23 protein-coding genes are annotated in these 24,253 nt (G+C 38.8%); 18 read left to right on the top strand and 5 right to left on the bottom strand.

Annotated elements, in window-relative coordinates:
• Window positions 1-20 precede the first annotated feature (20 nt).
• From ACXVWB_RS08505 to ACXVWB_RS08495, 3 genes are all read left to right on the top strand, one after another.
• Complete coding sequence (locus ACXVWB_RS08505; RefSeq protein ID WP_128786860.1) at window positions 21-311, top strand: putative quinol monooxygenase; 291 nt, start codon at window positions 21-23, stop codon at window positions 309-311.
• A 116-nt stretch (window positions 312-427) separates the two neighbouring features.
• A complete protein-coding gene (gene pflA, locus ACXVWB_RS08500) occupies window positions 428-1,168 on the top strand; it encodes a pyruvate formate lyase 1-activating protein (protein WP_049357935.1) in 741 nt (246 codons plus the stop codon).
• 54 nt (window positions 1,169-1,222) lie between these two features.
• Window positions 1,223-1,726, top strand: coding sequence for a surface-adhesin E family protein (locus ACXVWB_RS08495; RefSeq protein ID WP_128786861.1), 504 nt, complete (start codon window positions 1,223-1,225; stop codon window positions 1,724-1,726).
• 121 nt (window positions 1,727-1,847) lie between these two features.
• Here ACXVWB_RS08495 and efp read toward each other — a convergent pair whose 3' ends face one another.
• On the bottom strand, window positions 1,848-2,414 hold the full coding sequence (gene efp, locus ACXVWB_RS08490; RefSeq protein ID WP_049357938.1) for an elongation factor P: 567 nt from the start codon (window positions 2,412-2,414) through the stop codon (window positions 1,848-1,850).
• A 36-nt stretch (window positions 2,415-2,450) separates the two neighbouring features.
• On the opposite strand from efp, the gene epmB reads away from it, so the two are divergent.
• The 9 genes from epmB to ACXVWB_RS08445 all read left to right on the top strand — a co-directional run bounded on the left by epmB (window position 2,451) and on the right by ACXVWB_RS08445 (window position 12,730).
• The gene (gene epmB, locus ACXVWB_RS08485) at window positions 2,451-3,467 is read left to right on the top strand and encodes an EF-P beta-lysylation protein EpmB (RefSeq protein WP_289902240.1); all 1,017 of its coding nucleotides are present in this window, start codon (window positions 2,451-2,453) and stop codon (window positions 3,465-3,467) included.
• Between the two features lie 73 nt (window positions 3,468-3,540).
• Window positions 3,541-4,917: an opacity-associated protein OapA gene (gene oapA, locus ACXVWB_RS08480; protein ID WP_128787983.1), complete on the top strand. Its 1,377-nt coding sequence runs from the start codon at window positions 3,541-3,543 to the stop codon at window positions 4,915-4,917.
• 103 nt (window positions 4,918-5,020) lie between these two features.
• A complete protein-coding gene (locus ACXVWB_RS08475) occupies window positions 5,021-5,401 on the top strand; it encodes an Opacity-associated protein OapB (protein ID WP_289902191.1) in 381 nt (126 codons plus the stop codon).
• A gap of 32 nt (window positions 5,402-5,433) precedes the next feature.
• Window positions 5,434-6,138, top strand: a complete 705-nt coding sequence (gene recO, locus ACXVWB_RS08470) for a DNA repair protein RecO (RefSeq protein ID WP_289902192.1) — start codon at window positions 5,434-5,436, stop codon at window positions 6,136-6,138.
• Between the two features lie 36 nt (window positions 6,139-6,174).
• Window positions 6,175-7,485 carry a 23S rRNA (uracil(1939)-C(5))-methyltransferase RlmD gene (rlmD, locus tag ACXVWB_RS08465; RefSeq protein ID WP_289902193.1) on the top strand — a complete coding sequence of 437 codons (1,311 nt, stop codon included), beginning with the start codon at window positions 6,175-6,177 and terminating at the stop codon, window positions 7,483-7,485.
• 102 nt (window positions 7,486-7,587) lie between these two features.
• Window positions 7,588-9,837 (top strand): GTP diphosphokinase, encoded by a 2,250-nt coding sequence (gene relA / locus ACXVWB_RS08460; RefSeq protein WP_289902194.1) that lies wholly within the window; start codon window positions 7,588-7,590, stop codon window positions 9,835-9,837.
• 20 nt (window positions 9,838-9,857) lie between these two features.
• Entirely contained in the window at window positions 9,858-10,214 is a 357-nt protein-coding gene (locus ACXVWB_RS08455) for a diacylglycerol kinase (protein ID WP_128786865.1), read from the top strand.
• Between the two features lie 114 nt (window positions 10,215-10,328).
• The gene (locus ACXVWB_RS08450) at window positions 10,329-11,585 is read left to right on the top strand and encodes a GntP family permease (RefSeq protein WP_289902195.1); all 1,257 of its coding nucleotides are present in this window, start codon (window positions 10,329-10,331) and stop codon (window positions 11,583-11,585) included.
• Window positions 11,586-11,599: 14 nt separating this feature from the next.
• Entirely contained in the window at window positions 11,600-12,730 is a 1,131-nt protein-coding gene (locus ACXVWB_RS08445; protein WP_289902196.1) for a glycerate kinase, read from the top strand.
• Window positions 12,731-12,788: 58 nt separating this feature from the next.
• Here the strand turns inward: ACXVWB_RS08445 and xerD are convergent, their stop codons facing one another.
• From xerD to proC, 3 genes are read right to left on the bottom strand one after another with little or no spacing between them, the layout of a single operon-like run.
• Complete coding sequence (gene xerD, locus ACXVWB_RS08440; protein ID WP_049357954.1) at window positions 12,789-13,682, bottom strand: site-specific tyrosine recombinase XerD; 894 nt, start codon at window positions 13,680-13,682, stop codon at window positions 12,789-12,791.
• Between the two features lie 2 nt (window positions 13,683-13,684).
• Window positions 13,685-14,845, bottom strand: a complete 1,161-nt coding sequence (locus ACXVWB_RS08435; RefSeq protein ID WP_289902197.1) for a 3-phenylpropionate MFS transporter — start codon at window positions 14,843-14,845, stop codon at window positions 13,685-13,687.
• On the bottom strand, window positions 14,845-15,660 hold the full coding sequence (gene proC / locus ACXVWB_RS08430) for a pyrroline-5-carboxylate reductase (RefSeq protein WP_289902241.1): 816 nt from the start codon (window positions 15,658-15,660) through the stop codon (window positions 14,845-14,847). Before proC ends, ACXVWB_RS08435 begins: the two co-directional genes overlap by 1 nt.
• 68 nt (window positions 15,661-15,728) lie before the next feature.
• Here proC and rdgC point away from each other — a divergent pair, with 68 nt between their 5' ends.
• The gene (gene rdgC, locus ACXVWB_RS08425; RefSeq protein ID WP_289902198.1) at window positions 15,729-16,640 is read left to right on the top strand and encodes a recombination-associated protein RdgC; all 912 of its coding nucleotides are present in this window, start codon (window positions 15,729-15,731) and stop codon (window positions 16,638-16,640) included.
• Between the two features lie 83 nt (window positions 16,641-16,723).
• Here the strand turns inward: rdgC and typA are convergent, their stop codons facing one another.
• Window positions 16,724-18,574: a translational GTPase TypA gene (gene typA / locus ACXVWB_RS08420; RefSeq protein WP_458485322.1), complete on the bottom strand. Its 1,851-nt coding sequence runs from the start codon at window positions 18,572-18,574 to the stop codon at window positions 16,724-16,726.
• Between the two features lie 246 nt (window positions 18,575-18,820).
• Between typA and glnA the strand changes: the two genes are divergently transcribed.
• The 5 genes from glnA to ACXVWB_RS08395 all read left to right on the top strand — a co-directional run bounded on the left by glnA (window position 18,821) and on the right by ACXVWB_RS08395 (window position 24,246).
• Entirely contained in the window at window positions 18,821-20,239 is a 1,419-nt protein-coding gene (gene glnA / locus ACXVWB_RS08415) for a glutamate--ammonia ligase (RefSeq protein ID WP_458485321.1), read from the top strand.
• A gap of 206 nt (window positions 20,240-20,445) precedes the next feature.
• Window positions 20,446-21,579, top strand: coding sequence for an LPS O-antigen chain length determinant protein WzzB (locus ACXVWB_RS08410; protein WP_458485320.1), 1,134 nt, complete (start codon window positions 20,446-20,448; stop codon window positions 21,577-21,579).
• 2 nt (window positions 21,580-21,581) lie between these two features.
• Window positions 21,582-22,382: a DUF4422 domain-containing protein gene (locus ACXVWB_RS08405; protein WP_458485319.1), complete on the top strand. Its 801-nt coding sequence runs from the start codon at window positions 21,582-21,584 to the stop codon at window positions 22,380-22,382.
• 3 nt (window positions 22,383-22,385) lie between these two features.
• The gene (locus tag ACXVWB_RS08400) at window positions 22,386-23,198 is read left to right on the top strand and encodes a LicD family protein (protein ID WP_458485318.1); all 813 of its coding nucleotides are present in this window, start codon (window positions 22,386-22,388) and stop codon (window positions 23,196-23,198) included.
• A complete protein-coding gene (locus ACXVWB_RS08395; protein ID WP_458485317.1) occupies window positions 23,191-24,246 on the top strand; it encodes a glycosyltransferase family 2 protein in 1,056 nt (351 codons plus the stop codon). Before ACXVWB_RS08400 ends, ACXVWB_RS08395 begins: the two co-directional genes overlap by 8 nt.
• The last annotated feature ends 7 nt before the right edge of the window (window positions 24,247-24,253 follow it).

Here is a 24,253-nt window from a genome sequence, read left to right as displayed (position 1 = left end):
TATATATAGGAGAGCAAATTATGCTAACAGTTATTGCCCAATTTTCAGTAAAAGCAGACAAAATTAATGATTTTCTAACTCAATGCAAAGAATTAATTAAGCATACTCGTCAAGAAACAGGATGCGTATCTTATGAATTACAACAAAATAGTGAGCAGGCTAATCATTATGTTTTTATTGAGCAATGGAAAAGCAAAGCCGATTTAGAACAACATTTTGCAACGTCACACTTTACCTCAATTGTACCTGTATTGGTCGAGTATTGTGAACAAGCGCCAGTGGTGCAAACCTTTCAAAAAGTTAGCGAATAATGACCGCACTTTGATAAATATATTTTAATTATGAGCCTGATTTTAAGTCAGGCTCATTTTTTATAGATGATATTTTTGGTAAAATTTAGCTAGATTAATTTTTTGGAAATTTATGTATGTCTGTGCTAGGAAGAATTCACTCCTTTGAATCCTGTGGAACCGTGGATGGCCCCGGTATTCGTTTTATTTTATTTATGCAAGGCTGTTTAATGCGTTGCAAATATTGCCATAACCGTGATACTTGGGATCTTGATGGTGGGCGCGAAATCAGTGTGGAAGAACTCATGAAAGAAGTCGTGAGCTATCGCCATTTTATGAATGCAACTGGTGGTGGTGTGACAGCATCAGGTGGTGAGGCAATTCTTCAAGCAGAATTTGTGCGTGACTGGTTCCGAGCTTGTAAAGCAGAAGGGATTAATACTTGTTTAGATACTAATGGGTTTGTACGTCATTATGACCATATTATTGATGAACTACTCGATGTAACTGATCTCGTTTTGCTTGATTTAAAAGAACTGAACGACAAAGTACACCAGAATTTGATCGGCGTACCGAATAAACGGACGCTGGAATTTGCGAAATATTTGCAAAAACGTAATCAGCGTACCTGGATTCGTTATGTAGTAGTTCCAGGCTATACCGATAACGATCATGATGTTCATCTGCTCGGACAGTTTATTGAAGGTATGACCAATATTGAAAAAGTCGAACTTCTACCTTATCATCGATTAGGTGCCCACAAATGGAAAACCCTTGGGTTTGACTATGAACTCGAAGATGTATTGCCACCGACAAAAGAGTCGCTTGAGCATATTAAAAATATCTTAGAGGGATACGGACACACCGTAAAATATTAAGCGATAGTATGAAATGGTAAACAGCAAGCTTCAGTAAGCTTTAAGGAGAGAAAAATGAAAAAATTAGCATTAACGTTTTTAGGTATAGCCCTTTTAGCAGGCTGTTCAGCTGTCCAACCGACACTTTCTCAAGAAGAGGTGAAACTAAGCCCACCTTCTAAAGATAGAGTGGGTTATGTTCGATTGGTAAAAGATAAAAATTACTATATTGATGCTGATTCTATTTGGGTCGATAACCAAGATTTAAACCAAGTGCATTTTGATGCAGTCGTAAATTTGGATAAAGGTTTATATGTGTATCCAAACGAAACTAGACGTTATGCACGTTCTGTTCGCCAATATAAAATCTTAAACTGTAAGAACTACCATTTAACCCAAGTTCGTACCGATTTTTATGATGATTTCTGGGGCGAAGGTTTACGTGCAGCACCGAAAAAACAAGAGAAATACACCATTAGTTTAAAGCCGAATACAACGCTCTATGCTGCCGCACAAATCATTTGTGTGAACTCAGATAGAAAACCTTCTTTAGAGTTAGAAGGCTCAAAAGCAAAATAATCAATCAAAGTGCGGTTAGAAATAACCGCATTTTTTATATCTATAAAACTAATGAGCAAGCAATAAAAAACGGCCAATATTCATCAAATATTGACCGCTCTTTTTATCTCATTATAAAAGATTATTTCACACGAGAAACGTATTCGCCTGAACGAGTATCGACTTTAATCACTTCGCCGATTTGAACGAAAAGAGGTACTTTCACTACAGCGCCAGTGCTTAATGTTGCTGGTTTACCGCCTGTACCGGCTGTATCACCTTTAAGGCCCGGATCAGTATCGATGATTTCTAATTCTACGAAGTTTGGTGGTGTGATGCTGATTGGTGCACCATTCCATAAAGTCACGATACAATCTGCTTGATCTAACAACCATTTTTCTGAATCACCTACTGCTTTTGCATCAGCAGAGTATTGTTCGAATGTTTCTGGGTGCATGAAATACCAGAATGCATCATCTTTGTATGAATAAGTGAGGTTAAGATCCATAACATCAGCAGCTTCAACCGAAGTACCAGATTTGAAGTTTACGTCTAATACTTTGCCTGAAATTAATTTACGAATACGAGTACGAGTAAAAGCTTGGCCTTTACCTGGTTTAACGAATTCGTTTTCAACGATCACACAAGGCTCACCGTCTTGCATAAATTTTAGACCTGGTTTGAAATCACTGGTAGTATATGTAGCCATATTAAAAATATCCTAAAAAATAGAGATTGTTTGAAAGTGCGTATTTTAACCCGAAATATTGCGATTAGAGAAGAACAAAATTGGTTAGAAACCCTAAAAAATGCGATTTCTGATCCGAAAATCTTGCTAAAAACCTTAAATTTGTCTGTTGAAGATTTTGCCGAGGACATCGTCGCTCGTAAACTTTTTGCTATGCGAGTACCTTTACCTTTTGTTGAAAAAATGGAAAAAGGGAATCCTAAAGACCCACTTTTTTTACAGGTAATGACGGCTCAACAAGAATTTATTGAGGCCGAAGGTTTTAGCCAAGATCCTTTAGATGAGCAGCAAAAAAATGCGGTACCTAATATTCTGCATAAATATCAAAATCGCTTGCTGTTCATGACAAAAGGAGGCTGTGCAGTCAATTGCCGTTATTGCTTCCGTCGTCATTTTCCTTATGACCAAAATCCAGGCAATAAAACGAGTTGGCAGCAAGCAATAGACTATATTGCTGCACATCCTGAAATTGAAGAAGTCATTTTCTCAGGTGGTGATCCGATGATGGCGAAGGATAGTGAATGGGCATGGCTATTAGAACACCTTAAAAAGATACCGCACTTACAACGTTTGCGTATTCACTCTCGTTTACCTGTCGTAATTCCAGAACGTATTACGGATGAATTTTGTGATTTATTGCTAAAAAGCCCATTACAAACAGTGTTTGTGACGCATATCAATCACCCAAATGAAATTGATGAAGAACTCGCTTTGGCGATGCAAAAACTGGTAGGCGCTAAGGTCACGTTACTCAATCAATCAGTCCTTTTAAAGGAGGTGAATGATAACCCACATACATTAAAAGCATTGAGCGATAAGTTGTTTCAAGCGGGAATTCTGCCTTATTACTTGCATTTGTTGGATAAAGTGCAGGGCGCAAGCCATTTCTATATTTCAGATGAGAAAGCGTTACAAATTTACAAAGAATTACAGACACTCACCTCAGGTTATTTAGTGCCCAAATTAGCGAGAGAAATCGGAGGGGAACCAAATAAAACTTTATACACATCTTAAGATCCGATAAAATGGGCTTAGTTTTTCACCGCACTTTTGTGTGATCTTTAGTTTAGCAAATCGAGGTAACATCGTGGATAAGCAAAATCAATCTGATGACAATTCATCTCAAAATGAATTAGATTTAGGACTTAATCATTCTGACGCTATTACACCAAGAAAACGGGTTCAATCAAGTGACTCAATTTTTGATAAAGCCAAAGGCCTTTTTGGTAAAAAAGAACAACCAGATACGCAATTTCATGTTCGTCGAGAGCCGACTTTTGGCACGACAACAAGTGAACATTTTTCACCAGCTCAAGCATTTCAAAGTGAAAATGCTGAACAGTCAGCACCATCAAGTGCTTTCAGAACTCAAGAGTCTATTGAAAATGTTCAAGTAGAAAACGTAGCGGAAGAAAAAGTGATTTTTGAAAATGCTCCTGCAGAAGAGATTGTGGCAGAAGTGACAACTCAAGCTGAAAGCGTTGCGCCGGCAGCCACAACGAGTTTGAAATCTCCCGAAAAATGGAAAGTTTTACAAATGTTACCAGAAAAACATCGCCGTTTATTCATTGCTATTTTAGGTTTAGTGGTATTACTGATCATTTTCTTTGCGTTGAAACCAAACTCCGATACGGTGGAGAGCTTTGAACAACAAAATGGTAATGAAATCCCTGTCCAGTTTCAATCATTGGATCAATCTCAACCGGTTGAAACAACCGTATTAGATAACAACAATACAACCGCTCCGGCAACAACAGAACAAGCAGCAAATGAGGCTAAATCAGATACGCCTCCAGCGATGCAATATGTAGGTGACAAAGCAGATGCAACTAAACCTCAAACTGCAGAACCAGCAAAACAAACTGTTGCTCAACAACCTGCAACAGAAGCTCCTACACAACCAACTGTTGCTCCAGCTCCAGTTAAAGAGCCAGTGAAAACTGCACAACCAGCCGTAGAAAAAAATAATGCAACGGTTGAACATAAAGCAGAACTACGTCGTGAACAGACACAAGTTATTCAAGAGAAAAAACAGTTTAAATCAGCTGACAAAGCGAGCGCTCCATCTACTCAAACGGTAAGAAAAGAGCAAGCTAAAATTCAAGAGGCTAAACCTGTTGTGACGAAAAATAAGAATGTTCAGATTGTTGAGGCTAAACCAACAAGTGATAGAGTGAAAATTGGACCAGCAGAAGAAAAAACACCGCTGTCTGGCGCAACTAAAACATTAACTGTGCCGCAAGGGGTTTCATTGATGCAAGTATTCCGTGATAATAAATTGAATATTGCTGATGTAAATGCGATGACTAAAGCACCTGGTGCAGGTAATGTCTTAAGCAGTTTCAAACCTGGTGATAGAGTACAGGTTTTATTGAACAGTCAAGGACGAGTGAATCAACTTCGTTTATCGAATGGCGGTAAGTTTATTCGTCAATCTGATGGTTCATATCAATATAAAAAATAATTTTTAATGGGCGAGCAATCGCCCTTTTTTCTAGATAAGATTGTTTATCTCTGTTCATTTTATGAAGTGAACAATGATAAAAATTTTTATGGAAATAATATTTATGTTAAGAAAATTAATTTTAATTTTGACCATAGTTGGGTTGTCAGCTTGTACCCAAAACATGGTCTTAAATCAACCAACTTTACAAAAAATGAAAGTGCAAACGCTTGATAAGAAATCTCAAAAGGGATTAGTAACAGTTTATCTGTGTGAAGGAAATAAAGAAGTGAGCGTGATGCATATTAGACAGAAAAAAAAGAGTAAAAAAATATTAAGTCAAGTAACAGTAACCTTTAATGGTGTAACTGAAAAGCTAATGCGCGTGATTTCGGAACGAGGTAGAAATTATGCGAATATTCGTTGGTACTGGCAGGAACGTGATGACTTCAGCCAATTACAAACTAGCGTAGGCGAAGTACTTGCGGAACGCTGTGTTAAATAACAAATCAATTAAAATCAGGTAAGTCATTCTTTATGGATCTCCAACGCGGCTTTGTGCTACATCGTCGTCCTTATAGTGAAACCAGTCTTTTGGTAGATTTATTTACGGAGGAAACAGGACGTTTGACAGTTATTGCAAAAGGTGCTCGAGCGAAACGTTCTGCATGGAAATCTGTTTTACAGCCTTTTACGCCATTGCTTTTACGTTGGGCGGGGAAAGGCGCATTAAAAACACTCACCAAAGCTGAGCCGGCAGCGATTACATTACCTTTACAACAGACGGCTCTATACAGCGGGTTTTATGTAAATGAGTTGATTACGCGAGTGATCGAGCCAGAAACTGCCAATCTACAGCTTTTTCAGCATTATCTGCAATGCTTAACCGGCTTAGCCACTCAACCACAGGTTGAGCCTACATTACGTCTATTTGAATTTCATCTACTTAAAATCTTAGGTTATGGTATTGATTTTTTGCATTGTGCTGGCTCGGGTTTGCCTGTGGATGAATCGATGACTTACCAATATCGTGCGGAAAAGGGTTTTATCGCTTCGTTGGTGAAAGATAACTTGACCTTTTATGGTCGAGATTTACTCGCCTTTGAGCGTTTGGAATTTACTGATGAGGCAGTCTTGCAAGCGGCAAAGCGTTTTACCCGCATCGCGCTTAAACCTTATTTAGGTGATAAGCCGCTGAAAAGCCGAGAATTATTTACGCAAAATGTACTTTATTTAAAATAATCTCTTTCTTTGATATAAATAGATTAAAACACCATCATGGCTTTACTTTACGCTCCACAAAAAAAACAGAAAACCACGCAAAGAATCGTCGCAGAAATTCAGGATTTGGATTATCAAGGGCTAGGTGTCGCCAAAATTCAAGGTAAAACCTGGTTCATTGAAAATGCCTTGCCAACGGAAAAAGTGGAAGCGGTAGTGACCGATGAAAAACGTCAATATGGATTAGCGACTGCACAAAAATGGCTACAAGAAAGTAATCAGCGTGTTGAGCCACAATGTCGTTATTATGGGTGTTGTGGTGGATGCCAAGGCCAGCATATTCCTGTGGAAATGCAACGTAAAGCGAAAGAGAAAGCCCTTTTTTCTCGTTTAAGTAAACTGCAAGCAGCGCCTATTCAATTAATGCCCATGATTTGTGGCGAACAATGGGCTTATCGTCGTCGAGTACGATTAAGTTTACTGTGGAATGCGAAAAATAAAATCATTGAAATGGGATTTCGTCAGAAAAACTCCAATCAGTTAGTCAGCATTCAGCAATGCTTAGTCGCAGAGCAAGCAATCAATGATCTTATCCCCAAATTGACCGCACTTTGGGCGCAATATTCAGCCCCGAAACAATTAGGGCATATTGAATTGGTTTCTGCTGAGAATGGCATAGCTATGTTGTTACGTTACAAAGGAAATTTAGCTGAAACTGACCGCACTTTGTTGCTTGAGTTTGCTCGTATAAATGCCGTCAATTTGTTCCTGCAAGATGATCAAGGTATTCAACTTGTGCATGGTGAAATGCCTTATTATGCATTAAATGGTATTCGTTTATCTTTTGATGTTCGCGATTTTATTCAAGTGAATACCCACTTAAATCAACAAATGGTTGAGACGGCTTTAGATTGGCTTGATTTGAATCAGGATGATCATGTCTTAGATTTATTCTGCGGCATGGGCAATTTCACGTTGCCTTTAGCTAAACGCGTGAAAAGTGCGGTTGGAATTGAAGGTGTTTTTGATATGGTGCAAAAAGCCCAAGCGAATGCACAGTTTAATCACATCGATAATATTGAATTTTATCAAGCCGATTTAGACCAAGCTTTTTCAGAACAACCTTGGGCAAAACAACATTTCAATAAAATTCTTCTCGACCCGCCTCGCAGTGGTGCGGCTTTTGCACTGAATGCGTTATGTGAACTGGGTGCAGAAAGCATTCTTTACGTATCTTGCAATCCCGCCACTTTAGTACGAGATGCTGAAATTCTCCGATCTTTTGGGTATCGTATCATCAAAACGTCCATGATTGATATGTTTCCCCATACCAGCCATTTGGAGTCGGTGACATTATTTCTTAAATAAGCTATAAATTCTGATAGAATAATCAGGCTTTTTTGTTGTCTTAAAAAAGACAACTCGGTTGACAGGATGTCGCCGAGCCATATTCATCAACAAGGGGGTATTATGGTTGCAGTTCGTGGTTCTCACTTATCAAATCCGCAAGATTTTGTGATCGAACAATGGTGTTCGAGCCTTAAACTTCTAACTTCAACTGAAAAATCCCTAATTAATGCCTGGTATTATGCTCAAGCTAAGATGGCTGAACACGCAGCTCAAATGAAAAATGCAATTCTTACGTTGCAATCCGGCGTGGAGATGGTGGAAATCCTGCATGAAATGAATATGGACAGTGAAAGTTTGCTCACTGCGATGCTATTTCCATTAGTGGCCAACCAACTCGTCGATTGGGAACAAATTCAAGAAGATTTCGGTCCAAAAATCACTAAACTACTCAAAGGCGTAGAAGAGATGGATAATATTCGTCAGCTCAACGCCAGTCATTCTGCTAATGCCTCTCAAGTAGATAATATGCGCCGAATGCTCCTTGCGATGGTAGATGATTTTCGTTGCGTGATAATCAAACTTGCTGAACGTATTACCTTTCTTCGTAATGCAGAAAATCATGTTTACGAAGAAGAAAAAGTGTTAGCAGCGAAAGAATGTTCCAATATTTATGCCCCGTTGGCAAATCGTTTAGGTATCGGTCAATTAAAATGGGAGCTTGAAGATTACTGCTTCCGTTATTTACATCCAGAACAATATCGAAATATTGCTCAATTATTGCACGAGCGTCGTTTAGACCGTGAGCAATATATTGCTGATTTTGTAACAGAATTAACCGGTTATTTAAAAGAAAATATCGAGCAGGTTGAGGTTTACGGTCGTCCAAAACATATTTATAGTATTTGGCGAAAAATGCAAAAGAAACATTTGGAATTCAGTGGTTTATATGATGTAAGAGCGGTCAGAATTATCGTGCAAAAATTGCAGGATTGTTATACCGCGCTTGGTATCGTGCACACTCATTTCAAACATTTACCAAAAGAATTTGATGACTATGTCGCCAATCCAAAACCGAATGGCTATCAATCTATTCATACCGTCGTATTAGGTAAAGGCGGCAAGCCGATTGAAGTGCAAATTCGTACTCAACAAATGCATGATGATGCGGAACTTGGGGTTGCAGCACACTGGAAATACAAAGAGGGAACGACAGGTAGTCTTTCTGCTTATGAAGAAAAAATCACTTGGTTGCGTAAATTACTTGCATGGCAAGATGATATTACAGATTCTGGCGAAGTGATGGCCGAATTGCGTAGCCAAGTGTTTGATGATCGAGTCTATGTGTTTACGCCAAAAGGTGAAGTGGTTGATTTACCCGCTGGATCAACCCCTCTCGATTTTGCTTATGCGATCCACAGTGAAATTGGTCATCGTTGTATTGGGGCGAAAGTTGGGGGGCGTATCGTGCCATTCACTTATCACCTACAGATGGGTGAGCAAGTGGATATCATCACACAGAAAAATCCAAATCCAAGCCGAGATTGGGTGAATCCAAACTTAGGTTTTACCCATACGTCAAAAGCACGTGCGAAAATTCAAGCCTGGTTCAAAAAACAAGATCGCGATAAAAATGTTCCAGCGGGTAAAGAGCTGTTAGATAATGAACTTGCTCGTTTGAATATCAGCTTAAAACAAGTAGAACAGCTTGCTTTACCACGTTATAACTTAAAAAATCTAGAAGATTTATATGCGGGTATAGGTAGTGGAGATATTCGTTTAAATCAGTTGATGAACTTCTTACAAAGTCGGCTGATTAAAGTGACGGCAGAAGAGGCTGATCAAGAGATTCTTCGTCATGTTGCGAGCAAAAGCGCGAATACCGCACAACAAAAGGCACAACAGAAAGCAGAACAACAACAGAATAAAAGTTATGTAATTGTTGAAGGTGTAGGCAATTTGATGCATCACATGGCGCGTTGTTGTCAACCTATTCCAGGTGATGCAATTACAGGCTATATTACTGTGGGGCGAGGGATCTCTATTCATCGTAGCGATTGTGAACAATTCCTTGAATTACAAGTCGTTCATCCTGAACGTGTAGTGGATGCTATTTGGGGAGATAATTACGCAGCAGGTTTCCATATTAATATTCGCATTGTGGCGAGTGATCGTAATGGTTTATTACGCGATATTACGACTGTGCTGGCGAATGAAAAAGTCAGTGTGCTAGGTGTTTCAAGCCGTGCGGACACTAAAAAACAAGTGGCAACGATGGATATGGAAATTGAACTGAAAAATGTCGAAAGTTTAAGTAAAATACTGGCCAGATTAGCGAAGTTAGACGACGTTATCGAAGCAAAACGTTTATAGATTGCAACATAGGAACTTTTATGTATAAAACCACGGGATTAACCCATTTAATTAACTCTACAAAATATTCCTTACAAGGTTTAAAGAGTGCATTCAAAAATGAAACTGCATTTCGCCACGAATGTTTTCTTGCGTGCATTCTGATTCCGCTCGCATTTTTGTTAGGTGACACTAAAATTGAAATCGCGCTGATGATTTCATCGGTTTTACTCGTGATGGCAGTGGAGCTGTTAAATAGTGCAGTTGAAGCGGTGGTGGATCGTATCGGTACAGAACGCCACGAGCTTTCAGGAAGAGCGAAAGACCAAGGCTCAGCAGCGGTATTCATTGCGCTTTGCATCGTTGCCGTTATTTGGGGAAGTATTTTATTTTTCTAAAGTGCGGTCAATTTTCAGTAACAATTTCGGCTTATGTGTTTTACATAAGCCGTTTTTGTATAATGTACACAAACATTTATATATCTCAGCGGTATTGGATATAAGTAGGTATTTATGACAACAGTTTCATCTTTCGGTGCATTAGTTGCGCTTATTGTGGCCATTTTTCTTATTTTGAAAAAAGTCTCACCAGTCTATGGCATGTTGACGGGGGCCTTGATAGGCGGACTAATTGGAGGCGCAGATTTATCCGAAACGGTGAACTTAATGATCGGTGGGGCAAAGGGCATTACGACAGCCGTTATGCGAATTTTAGCGGCGGGCGTACTAGCAGGTGTACTCATTGAATCGGGGGCGGCCAGCACGATTGCCGAAACTATTACACATAAACTTGGTGAAGCAAGAGCGTTATTGGCCTTAGCTTTAGCAACACTGATTTTAACCGCTGTAGGTGTGTTTATTGATGTGGCTGTTATTACCGTTTCCCCGATTGCGCTCGCGTTAGCTCGTCGCACCAATTTATCAAAATCAGCTGTTTTATTAGCGATGATTGGTGGGGGGAAAGCTGGAAACTTGATGTCACCGAATCCCAATGCCATTGCTGCTGCAGATACCTTTCATCTGCCTTTAACGTCGGTAATGGTAGCGGGGATTATCCCCGGGATCTTTGGGTTAGCCTTAACCTATTTCTTAGCGAAACGTTTAAAAAATAAAGGCTCTTTTGTATCCGAACAAGAGAGCGTTGCCGTTGATACTCAAAATTTACCCTCATTTTTGACCGCACTTGTAGCGCCATTAGTGGCCATCTTATTACTGGCGCTACGTCCATTGGCGGACATTAAAGTCGATCCTCTCATTGCATTACCACTAGGTGGTTTAATTGGTGCGTTATGTATGGGAAAACTTCGCCACGCAAATAGCTATGCGATTAGTGGCTTAGGAAAAATGGCACCTGTGGCGATTATGTTGCTCGGTACCGGTGCTTTATCGGGCATTATTGGTAACTCGGGTATGAAAGATGTGCTAATCGAGGGCTTAAAACACTCTGGTTTGCCTCCTTATATTCTCGCCCCGATTTCTGGTGTATTGATGTCTCTTGCGACTTCGTCAACGACGGCAGGCACGGCAGTCGCATCCAATGTATTCAGCTCAACATTATTAGAACTGGGTGTAAGCAGCCTTGCGGCCGCCGCCATGATCCATGCGGGAGCGATTGTATTCGACAATATGCCACACGGTTCTTTCTTCCATGCGACTGGCGGCAGTGTGAATATGAATATGAAAGAACGCTTAAAACTGATTCCTTATGAAAGCGCGATTGGTTTGATTATGACGGTCGTTTCTACGCTCATTTTCGGAGTGTTTTATTGATGTCAGGAGAGTGTATGAAAATTGTGATTGCGCCTGATTCATTTAAAGAAAGTTTAACCGCGCTCGAAGTGGCAAATGCAATTGAAACGGGCTTTAAACGAATTTTCCCGAATGCCGAATATGTGAAATTACCGATGGCAGATGGAGGTGAGGGAACCGTGCAATCCTTAGTGGATGCCACTCAAGGTCGCCTGATTGAAACAGAAGTCACTGCACCGTTAGGCAATCAAGTAAAAAGCTTTTTCGGTTTATCGGGTGATGGTAAAACAGCGATTATCGAAATGGCGGCCGCATCGGGATTGCATCTTGTCCCGATAGATAAACGAAATCCTTGTCAAACCACCAGTTTTGGTACGGGTGAGCTAATTAAGCAAGCCCTTGATCTTGGCGTACAGCATATCATTTTAGGAATTGGCGGGAGTGCTACAAATGATGGTGGCGCGGGTATGTTGCAAGCGTTAGGCTTACGTTTATTGGATAAAAATGGTCAATCCATTGGCTTTGGTGGTGCAGCGTTATCCAATCTTGCTGAAATCCAAATGACTGATTTAGATCCTCGATTGCAACATGTGGAAATTGAAGTAGCTTGTGACGTGAATAATCCACTTTGTGGTGAACGAGGTGCCTCTGCGATTTTTGGTCCACAAAAAGGTGCGACGCCTGATATGGTGAAAGAACTCGATGCTGCATTAGCCCATTTTGCTAAAATTGCCGAGCGGGATTGTGGTAAACAAATTCAAGAACAACCAGGCGCGGGGGCGGCAGGTGGTATGGGCGGTGGTTTATTGCTTTTACCCAATGTGCAGCTCAAAGCCGGTGTGCAGATTGTCTTGGATAATTTGAAACTTGCTGAGCAAGTTAAAGAGGCTGATTTAGTCATTACCGGTGAAGGCCGTATGGATGCACAAAGTATTTTAGGTAAGACCCCAATTGGTGTGGCACGCACAGCAAAACAATTTAATAAGCCAGTCATCGCGATCGTAGGTTGTTTACGTGAGGATTATGAAGTGGTGTATGAACATGGCATTGATGCGGTGTTCCCAATTATCCGTAATCTGGATGATTTACCGACAATTCTCAAACAGGGCGAGCAGAATTTAATCTCAACAGCTCAAAATGTGGCGAGATTGTTGTCATTGAAATAAGCTTTTCATACTAAAGTGCGATCAAAAATAACAATAAATTTGACCGCACTTTTTGATCTTATCCTCTCGGATGAAATCTTTCATGAAGGTGTTTCAAGCGTTCTTTAGCCACATGAGTATAGATTTGCGTAGTGGAGAGATCGCTGTGTCCGAGGAGCATTTGCACAACACGGAGATCTGCACCGTGGTTCACTAAATGCGTCGCAAAGGCATGACGGAGAACATGTGGTGAAAGGGCATCTGTATCGATTTCCGCTAACACCGCATAATGTTTTATACGATGCCAAAAGGTTTGGCGAGTCATTTGCTGAGCTCGTTGACTTGGAAAGACCACATCAGAGCTTTGTCCATTAAGCAAAATAGGACGACCGTAAAGCACGAATTGTCGCACCCAAAATGCGGCTTCTTCTCCCATTGGCACAATGCGTTCTTTGTTACCTTTACCAATCACTCGCACGACACCTTGTTGCAGGTTCATATTCTCAATAGTGAGCGTGACCAATTCCGTGACACGTAATCCTGTGGCGTACAGCAATTCCAACATGGCTTTATCGCGTAACTCGAGCGGAATTTCTACATCTGGCGTATTTAATAAATCTGTGACTTGTTGCTCGGTTAAATACTTAGGCAAACGGCTTGGTAGTTTAGGCGAACTCAGTACGGCACTTGGATCATCCGTACGATATTTCTCACGATATAAATATTGAAACAATTTTCGCATCGCACTCAACATTCGTGCAGTACTGGTAGCTTTGTAACCTTGCTCTAAACGGCTGCCTAGAAATTGTTGCAGATCTAATGGTTCAAGGGTTTCGAGGGATAAATTTTGTTTATCTAACCAATCACAAAGTGCGGTCAAATCGAGACGATAAGACTGCACAGTGTTTTCGGACAACCCTTTTTCGATCCAATATTCATTTAAGAATAAATCGACTAGCGTGAGATTATTCATGTTTACACTCTATGTACCAAAAAGGCTTTCACGCCACGCGGAGTGATAAATAAACCAATGAATGCAAAAGCAGCCATTAAGCTGAAAGCATAAACTGGAGAAATTGGATAAAGTACGCCAGAAAGTGCAGTGAAAATAGCAATGGCTGCACATCCCGCTAAAGCATTGTATAAACCTTGTAATTTTGCAATATGGTTTTGTGGTTGAGTCGTGATATAACGCACTGTTGCGTAATGCCCCGCCACATAAGTGAGGCTGTGAAAACATTGCAATAGAACGATTTCAACAAAGGTGTCGGCATAACCGAAAGCAAGCCAACGTACGATAGCAGCGATGCCAGTGAGATAGAAAAGGGCCGTAATGCTCCAATTTTTGAATAATCGGGTGGAGAAGAAAAAGACGACAATTTCTACTAATACGCTAATTCCCCAAAATAAGCCCGCATCGGAAACAGAATGACCGTGGCTTGTCCAGAAGATAGTGCTGTATGAGTAATAAGCGGCATGTGATCCTTGAATCAGTGCAATAGCGATAAATAAACGAAGTGTCGTTTTATTTTTGAGTAAGCCTAAAAATCCAACAGAATTTTCGACCGCACTTTGTGGCTCATCTTGTGGCATTGGATTGGGATGAAGTAATTGCACAATGCTATAGAAAATAAGGATTCCCGTAATCATCCATGTGATGTATTGCTCACCAATCATCCCCGCTAAATACCCAAACACCATCACACCAACAACAAATGCAAAGGAGCCAATTAAGCGTACTTTGCCGTAATCTAAATGAATTTGTTGTTGCCACGTGCTAGCGAGGCTATCACCAATCGGCATGCCAGCCGCATTCACCATGGAATACAAGGCAAGTCCAATAAATAATAACCAAAAATTATGCGACATGAGCCCGATTAACGCCATGGTGACAGCGCTGGCAACAGCTAAGTAACGTAAGCCATTCACTAAAAGAGAAACGCGTTTTATCAAGCCAGAAAATAAAATACTGCCACTAAAACGGAAAATATAACCACAGGCCAGCAATAAACCGATGCTTTCTTCACTATAAGATTGTGTTTTCAACCACGCAGGGAAAAGGGGAAGAAACACACCGTAGGCACAATAGTAACCAAAAAAGCTCAGGGTGAGCCAAGTAAAAGGACGAACTTGCATTAGAATAATTTTTCCATTTCTTGTGAGCGTGCCACGCAGGCTTGCATCGCTTGTTTAATGATGTCGTTAAATTGATGTTGATTGAACACATTTAATGCGGCTGCGGTGGTACCGCCTTTTGAGGTGACATTTTCTCGTAAAGTGGAAAGGGCAGTTTGAGGATTTTCAATCACCAACTTCGCCGAGCCTAACATGGCTTGTTGTACCAACTCACGAGCTTGCTTTTCATCTAAGCCCATTTCTATTAAGCCTTGTTGCATAGCCTCTAAAAATTGGAAGAAGTAAGCAGGGCTACTACCAGATGCGGCAGTGACTGCATGCATTTGATCTTCATTCTCCACCCAAGTGGTTTGTCCGACCGCAGAAAGCAAATCTTCCGCAAAAGTGCGGTCAGTTTCAGGCGTGTTTTTATCGGCAAATAAGCCAGCCATTCCTTCACCTACTAATGCAGGCGTGTTTGGCATGACACGAACAATGGATTTTGCTGTTGGGATGAATTCGGCTAATCGGATGGTCGAAATCCCCGCAGCAATAGAAATGATTAATTTGTTAGAAAAATCAACCGCACTTAATGGCTTGCAAACATCAGCGAGGACTTGTGGCTTAACCGCAAATAAGACTACTTGAGATTGTGTGATGGATTGCTCGTTGTCAGTCGAAACGGAAATGCCATATTGAGCAAAAAAAGCACGTTTTTCTTCATTAGGATCATTAACGATAATTTTATCGGCTGGATAACCTTGTTTTAATAGGCCTAACACAATGGCTTGTGCCATATTGCCACCGCCGATGAAGGCAATTAATTTCTGTTGCATCATTTTTTCCCGTGAGTTTATGGGCTACAATGCTGTGTATTTTACCCTATTATGAAGGAAGTGTTACGATGTGGTTTAAAAATTTAATGACATATAGGCTGACTAAGCCTCTAGATTGGGATCTTAATGAATTGCAACGCCAGTTGTCAGATTGTGAATTTCATCCTTGTGGCTCACAAGATCAAAGCAAATTCGGTTGGACGAATCCCTTGAAAGGCAGCGAATTATTGCATTTTTCTGTCGGTAAACACATTTTATTGGTTGCGAAAAAAGAAGAGAAAATGTTGCCGGCGAATGTGGTGAAACGTGAATTAGATGAACGCATTGAAAGCCTTGAGCAAAAAGAAAACCGTAAATTGAAGAAAACGGAAAAACAAACGTTAAAAGATGATGTGGTGATGAATTTATTGCCGCGTGCGTTCAGTAAAAATCAGCAAACTGCCGTGTGGATTGATACCGAAAATAACCTTGTTCATGTTGATGCGGCATCCAGTAAACGTGCAGAAGATGCCTTAGCATTATTACGTAAATCACTTGGTTCGTTACCGGTTGTGCCGTTGGCTTTTGCGAATGAACCTTCGACCATTTTAACGGATTGGATTGTGCAGGAAAAAATTCCGCATTGGTTGGTGGCGTTAGAAGAGGCTGAACTGCGTGGAAGCCAAGAAGACAGTGTGATCCGTTGTAAGAAACAGCCTTTGGAAAATGAGGAGATCTTAGCGCTTTTACAAGATGGCAAAAAAGTGGTGAGCAAGCTCGCATTGGAATGGGAAGATACGCTGACTTTTGTATTTAATGAAGATTGCACGCTCAAACGTTTAAAATTTGCTGATGCGGTGCGTGAGAAAAATGCCGATATTTTAAAAGAAGACTATGCGCAACGCTTTGATGCTGATTTTGTATTAATGACAGGTATTTTATCTAAACTGACCGAAAATTTACTCGATGAATTCGGTGGCGAGAAAGTCAGATTAGGTTAGTTTAATCATAAAATAAAAAAGGCGAACATCATGTTCGCCTTTTGTTTGTTTAAAAGTGCGGTCAAATTTCCGCACGTTTTTAATTAGTGTGTACTCGTACTGGTTGTCGTACGGTTTGCACGTTTACGATCGTTTTCCGTTAAGAGTTTTTTACGGATACGGATCGATTCAGGTGTGACTTCCACTAACTCGTCGTCATCGATAAATTCGATTGCTTGTTCAAGGGATAATTTCACCGGTGTAGTTAAGACGATGGCATCATCTTTACCTGACGCACGCATATTGGTGAGTTTTTTACCTTGTAAACAGTTTACGGTTAAGTCGTTTGTGCGGCTGTGAATACCGATGATTTGACCTTCGTAAACTTCTACGTTGGCTTCGATCAGTAATTTGCCACGCTCTTGTAAACCAAATAGCGCATAAGCTAATGCTTTACCGGTTGCGTTAGAAATTAATACACCGTTTTTACGTTGACCGATTTCACCTGGTTTGATGTCATCGTAGTGATCGAAACTAGAGTAAAGTAAACCGGTACCTGATGTCATGGTCATGAATTCACCGCGGAAACCGATTAAGCCACGGCTTGGGATGATGTATTCTAAACGTACACGACCTTTGCCATCCGGCATCATGTCACGAACTTCACCTTTACGAATACCTAATGCTTCCATAACAGAACCTTGGTGTTGTTCTTCTACGTCGATAGTCACTTGCTCGTAAGGCTCTTGTTTTTTGCCGTTGATTTCACGGTAGATTACTTTAGGACGAGAAACTGCAAGCTCATAACCTTCACGGCGCATATTTTCAATTAATACAGAAAGGTGTAATTCACCACGACCAGAAACACGGAATTCATCTGGGTTTGGTGTTTCTTCTACGCGTAATGCCACGTTGTGAACTAATTCTTTGTTTAAACGTTCAAGAATTTGACGAGAAGTTACATATTTACCTTCTTGACCCGCAAACGGTGAAGTATTTACACAGAAGAACATGGTTACAGTTGGTTCATCAACGGTTAATGAAGGTAAGGCTTCAACGGCGTTGATATCACAAATAGTATCCGAAATATTTAATTCACCTAAACCGGTAATCGCGATGATGTCACCTGCGTAAGCAACATCTTCTTCATAACGTTGTAAACCAAGGTGACCTAATACTTGACCCACACGACCTTGGCGAGTTTTACCTTCACCATCAATGATCGTTACAGGTTGATTTGGTTTGATTGAGCCACGTTTGATACGACCGATACCAATAACACCCACATAGCTGTTATAGTCTAATTGGGAAATTTGCATTTGGAATGGGGCATCAAGTTCCACTTTTGGCGGTTCAACGTGTTGAACAATCGCTTCAAATAATGGGGTCATGTCTTCCGCTAAATCTTCGTGTTCAAGACCAGCAACTCCATTTAATGCTGAAGCATAGATAATAGGGAAGTCTAATTGCTCATCGGTTGCACCAAGATTAACGAATAAATCGAATACTTGATCCACCACCCAATCAGGACGTGCGCCTGGACGGTCAACTTTATTGATAACTACAATTGGTTTTAAACCATGAGCAAAAGCTTTTTGTGTCACGAAACGCGTTTGTGGCATTGGGCCGTCAAAGGCATCTACGACTAAAAGTACAGAATCCACCATAGAAAGAACACGTTCTACTTCACCACCGAAGTCGGCGTGTCCTGGGGTATCTACGATGTTAATGCGATAACCATTCCAGTTAATTGCAGTATTTTTTGCCAGGATGGTAATGCCACGTTCTTTTTCAAGATCGTTTGAGTCCATTACGCGCTCATCAACATCACCACGAGTTGATTCAAATGTACCGGATTGTTGAAGGAGTTTGTCAACGAGGGTGGTTTTACCATGGTCAACGTGAGCGATAATTGCGATATTGCGCAATTTATTAATATCAATGTCGTTTTTCATTTATTACGTTCTTAAAGTTTAAGTTTGTAGGGTGGAATTTTTATGCCACCAAATAGTCCAAGTAGTTTAAATTGGTGAGTTAAACTCACCCTACGAGAATCTCGAAAGGGCAAAAATTATACACGATATTTCGTTACTCTGCTATGCCGGTGTTTAAAATAAATCCCATGAAAAAAGCAAGCGGTTGCGTTATAATGCTCTTTTAATTTTTATGAAGATTATATATAGCAAAATAGAGGACTCCTTATGCCAAATGCAAATGCAATTGCCAACGTATTCAAACTGATCGAAGAGAACGATATTAAGTTCGCGCTACTTCGTTTCACCGACATTAAAGGTAAAGAACACGGTGTTTCTATCCCAGTTAGCCTTGTTGATGAAGATATGTTTGAAGATGGCAAAATGTTCGATGGCTCTTCTGTTGAAGGTTGGAAAACCATTAACAAAGCCGATATGCTTTTAATGCCAATCGCTGAGACTGCGGTAGTCGATCCATTTGCGCAGATCCCAACCCTCTCTATTCGTTGCAGTATTTATGAACCAACGACCATGCAAAGCTATGATCGTGACCCGCGTTCAATTGCTATTCGTGCCGAAAACTATATGCGTTCAACCGGTATTGCTGATCAAGCATTCTTTGGTCCTGAACCAGAGTTCTTCTTATTTGATGATGTACGTTTTGATGTATCAATGAACCGCGCTTCTTTTGCAGTTGATGACATTGAAGCAGCTTGGAACACCAATAAAAAATATGAAGGCGGTAACAATGCTTACCGTCCATTGAAGAAAGGTGGTTATTGTGCGGTGGCACCAATTGATACCGCTCATGATATTCGTTCTGAAATGTGTTTGATTTTAGAAGAAATGGGCTTAGTCATCGAAGCTCATCACCATGAAGTGGCAACAGCAGGTCAAAACGAAATTGCAACGAAATTCAACAGCTTAACCTTAAAAGCAGATGAAACACAAATCTATAAATATGTGGTGCAAAACGTTGCATTAGAACATGGTAAAACCGCTTGCTTTATGCCGAAACCAATTACGGGTGATAATGGTTCAGGCATGCACTGTAATATGTCATTAAGCAAAGATGGCAAAAACATTTTCCAAGGTGATAAATATGCAGGTCTTTCTGAAACCGCACTTTATTACATCGGCGGTATCATTAAGCATGCTAAAGCATTAAATGCGTTCACCAACCCAAGTACTAACTCATACAAACGTTTAGTACCTGGTTTTGAAGCACCAGTATTATTGGCTTACTCTGCAAGTAACCGTTCTGCGTCAATTCGTATTCCTGCAGTAACTAGCCCGAAAGCAATCCGTATTGAAGCGCGTTTCCCAGATCCGATGGCAAACCCATATCTGGCTTTCGCTGCATTATTAATGGCAGGTCTTGATGGCGTGGTGAACAAAATCCATCCAGGTGATGCAATGGATAAAAATCTTTACGATCTTCCACCGGAAGAATTAAAAGATATTCCAGCAGTCGCGAGCTCACTAGAAGAAGCATTGAATTCATTAGAAAAAGATTATGAATTCTTAACGCAAGGTGGTGTGTTTGCTAAAGACTTTATCGAAGCATTTATTAATATTAAACGTAAAGAGGTAGAACGTTTAAATATGACACCACATCCGGTTGAGTTTGAGATGTATTATTCTTGATTAATATATAATCAATTGATTTATTTTTATATAAAAGATATCACTTCTAAAGTGATATCTTTTTTTTATTTATATTAATAATTTATAGTGTTATTACAGTTGACCATAGTTCATTAAGATTATTTTAATTCCCTTGTTAGAGTAGGGAAACTCAGGTAGAATGCGGTAAATTTATAGTATGTTCAATTGACCTGAAAGGATTAATAATGAGTGATAGTCGTTATCAAAGAATAAATGAGTCGGATGAGATTGATTTGATTGAATTAGTTAAAAATCTATGGAAGAAAAAGCTGTGGATTATTTTATCTGCCTTCGTTTGTACTGCCATTGCGGCAGGCTATGCTTTTACAGCTAAAGAACAATGGACATCAACAGCAGTCATTGTGGCTCCTCGTTCTACTGAACTAGGTAAGCTATTATCCGTACGAGCGGAGTACGCACGAATTATAGGTGATAATGACTTTTCAACTGGAGGTTTATCAAATTCACTTTATGGGCAGTTTAAACATTTTCTTCTATCGAACGATTTAAAAAGAGAATTCTTGTCACAATCAAGTTTGATTAAGAATTACACTAAAGATATGACAGAAGAGCAGCGGGAAGATTACATTGAGAATGCAATTTCAAAGTATCTTGTTGTCCATGAAGTAGATCCTAATAAAAAAGATTTGACAGCGTTAGATAAAATAGGCTTAAAAATTACTTTTTCTGCGGAAACTCCTAAATTAGCTCAAGCTGTATTATTGGATTACGTTAATTTTGTAAATCAGTTTGTTTTGAATCAGATTAATAAAGAATTTAAACTTGGATTTAATTTACGCCTAGATGCTTTGAAATTTACTAAAAAACAAATTGAAGAAAGTTTAACTGAAGCTAAGACTGTTCAAGTAGAGAATTTAGATAAGGCTTTGAATATTGCGAAGAAAGCAGGTATTAGAGATTTTTCGAAAGGTAATTCAAATAACCTTTCTGTTCCTGAATATATGTTAGGTGAGGGGCGTTTAAATATTTCTGATTCTAAATTAGCCGATGGTACTTACCTTTTTATGCTAGGAGAAAAATATTTACAAGCGCAACTAGATATTGCAAAGAATACAGAAATTGTTTATCCAGTAGATTATTATAGTACAGAAAGACAGTTAACAAAATTAACAAAATTGGAGCCTAGTTTAGATAATATTGGAGAAGTAAAAAGTTATTATTATTTGAGTTCTCCAGACTATCCCGTTCAACGTGATTGGCCTAAGCGATTGATTTTACTTATTGTAGGATTTGTTTTTGGTGTAGTACTTTCATCATTAATTATTTTAGCTAGAGAAGTATTTTCGAATAAGGCATAAATATGAAAGATATTAAAATTATTATTGCTACACACAAACAACATTTTATGCCTTCAGATGATATGTATCTGCCATTACATGTAGGTAAATTAGGGAAAGAGGAACTTGGTTATCAAGGCGATGATACTGGTGATAATATTTCAGCTAAAAATCCTAATTTTTGTGAGCTAACAGGACTTTATTGGGCGTGGAAAAATTTACCTAATGATTATTTAGGTTTAATTCATTATCGTCGTTTTTTTAGCGTAAAAAGCCGTGCTGAGCGTAAAAAGAATCCTTTGAAAACACTCTATCTAACACACGAAGAAGCGAGTCAATTATTAAGCCAATATGATGTAATCGTACCAAGTAAACGAAATTATTACATTGAAACGCTTTATTCACATTATGCAAATACCTTACATGCCGAGCATTTAGATGTAACTCGTGAAATTATTACTGAAAAGTGCGGTGAATTTCTAGGAAGTTTTGATGCAGTAATGAAACAGCGTGGTGGCTATATGTTTAACATGTTCATAATGTCTAAAGAATTAGTGAATGATTACTGCAGTTGGTTATTCCCCATTTTATTTGAATTGGAAAAACGTATTCCGGCGGAACAATATTCAACATTCCATGCACGTTTTTATGGACGTGTCAGTGAGTTGTTATTCAATGTTTGGTTAAAACAATATTCTCAATCTAAGCCATTAAAAGTGAAAGCAATTCCATTTGTCTATGGTGAGAAAATTAATTGGTTGAAGAAAGGCTTTGCCTTTTTAAGTGCAAAATTTTTCGGCAAAAAATACGAAAAGAGTTTTTAAAAAATGAAAAAGCAGCTTTCTTTAGATGAAATTAAACAAGTCGAGTTACAAATTCTAATCGAATTTCGTCGTATTTGTGATGCTCTTGGGTTGAGATATTATCTTTCAGGTGGCACATTGCTTGGCGCTATTCGTCATAAAGGCTTTATTCCTTGGGATGATGATATTGACTTAGCAATGCCTCGCAGTGATTTTAATAAGTTGATTGAATTTAGTCGTGGTTATCAAAGTGATACTTATAAATTCTTATTTTTTAGTCAGAGTGGAACTTTGTTGCCTTATGCTAAATTTGTGAATGTCAAAACGCACATTGATGCTAAGTATGCAGAAGATGAAATGCAGCAACATCTATGGCTAGATATTATGCCAATGGATGGTTTACCTGAAGATCTAAATGAAGTTGCTAGGATTTATAAGAAAGCAGAATACTACAGAAAAATTATTGGTTTATGTAATGCTAAATTAGGTGAAGGAAAAAGTGCGGTCAAAAAATTAGCTAAATATGTACTTAAACCTTTAGCTTTAATTTATGGTAGAGATCGCGCTATCAATCATTTAAATAGTTTAGCCATGAAATATGATTATGATTCTGCTAAATATGTAGGAGCCATAACCTGGGGGCTTTATGGGGCTTCGGAAAGAATGCTAAAAGCTGAAGTTGATAAAACGACAGAAATTACGTTTGAAAACAATAAATTTTCGACATTTAGCTGCTGGGATTCATACCTGAAAGGACTATACAAAGATTATATGAAGCTTCCTCCGGTGGAAAAACGCATTAATCATGAAATGATCGCTTGGATTGAAAATGAGTAATATAAAATTAAGTCTAATTTTTTGTTGTTATAATGTATCTAAGTATTTAGATGAGGTTTATAAATGGTTATGTGAGCAACCTTATCAAAATATAGAGGTTATTTTTATTGAAGATTGTGCAACTGATGATACTAAAGAAAAGTTATTCTCATTAATACAAGATCCTAGAATGAGAATTATTGAAAATGCTAAAAATTTAGGATTATCAGAGAGTCGAAATGTAGGCTTGAAATATGCTACTGGTGATTATGTTGGCTTTCCTGATCCTGATGATATTTTTGATCTAAATTGGTTATCTGAAATTGCTAAAATAGCAGAGGAATATAGTCCAAAAGTTATTATTACAGGAATGCGAGAGGATTATGAAAATAATGATAAATTGGAGTATTCTAAAAATATTATAAGCTCATATTCTGGTTATATTGATGAAAATAATTTTTCTTCTTTAATTGATTTGGAAAATACTTTCTTATTTGGATATATGAATAATAAATTCTACGATAGAAAGTTTTTAGTGAAAAATAAATTTTATTGTAAATCATTAGCGTTAAAAGAAGATTTTGATTTTAACATAAATGTATTTAATGTTGTTGATAACTTTTATATCTTAAATAAACCATATTATTTTTATAAAAAAAGAAGAAATGGAAATTCATTAACCTCTAAATTTGTGCCGGATTATTTTGAAATTCATCTTAATTCAGTCTTAATGTTTAAGGAGCTTCTTGAACATAAAGGTATATTATCAGATTCTGCTAAAAGTCTATTGGTGGATAGATTTTTCAGATATTTTTTATCAGCAGTTGAAAGAAACACTAATCAGCAAGCCAATTTAAGTTTTACCCAACAAAAAGATTGGATCAAAAATGTAATTGAATCAGATAAACGAATTTCTTGGTTTTTGGAAAATAAACGTTTTATGCGTTCTAAGTTGAAGTTTTTACCCATTTTAGTGAATTTGAAAGCCTATGCAAGTATTGCTTTGTTAGGGCATTTGGTGAAATACATAAAGCAATATGCCGCCAACTTTTTCACAAAATTGAAGTAAAATTGAG

Source organism: Haemophilus sp. SZY H53 (assembly GCF_054332375.1).
The sequence above is the reverse complement of the archived record's forward strand: the minus strand, read 5'-3'. Positions and strand labels throughout refer to the sequence as shown.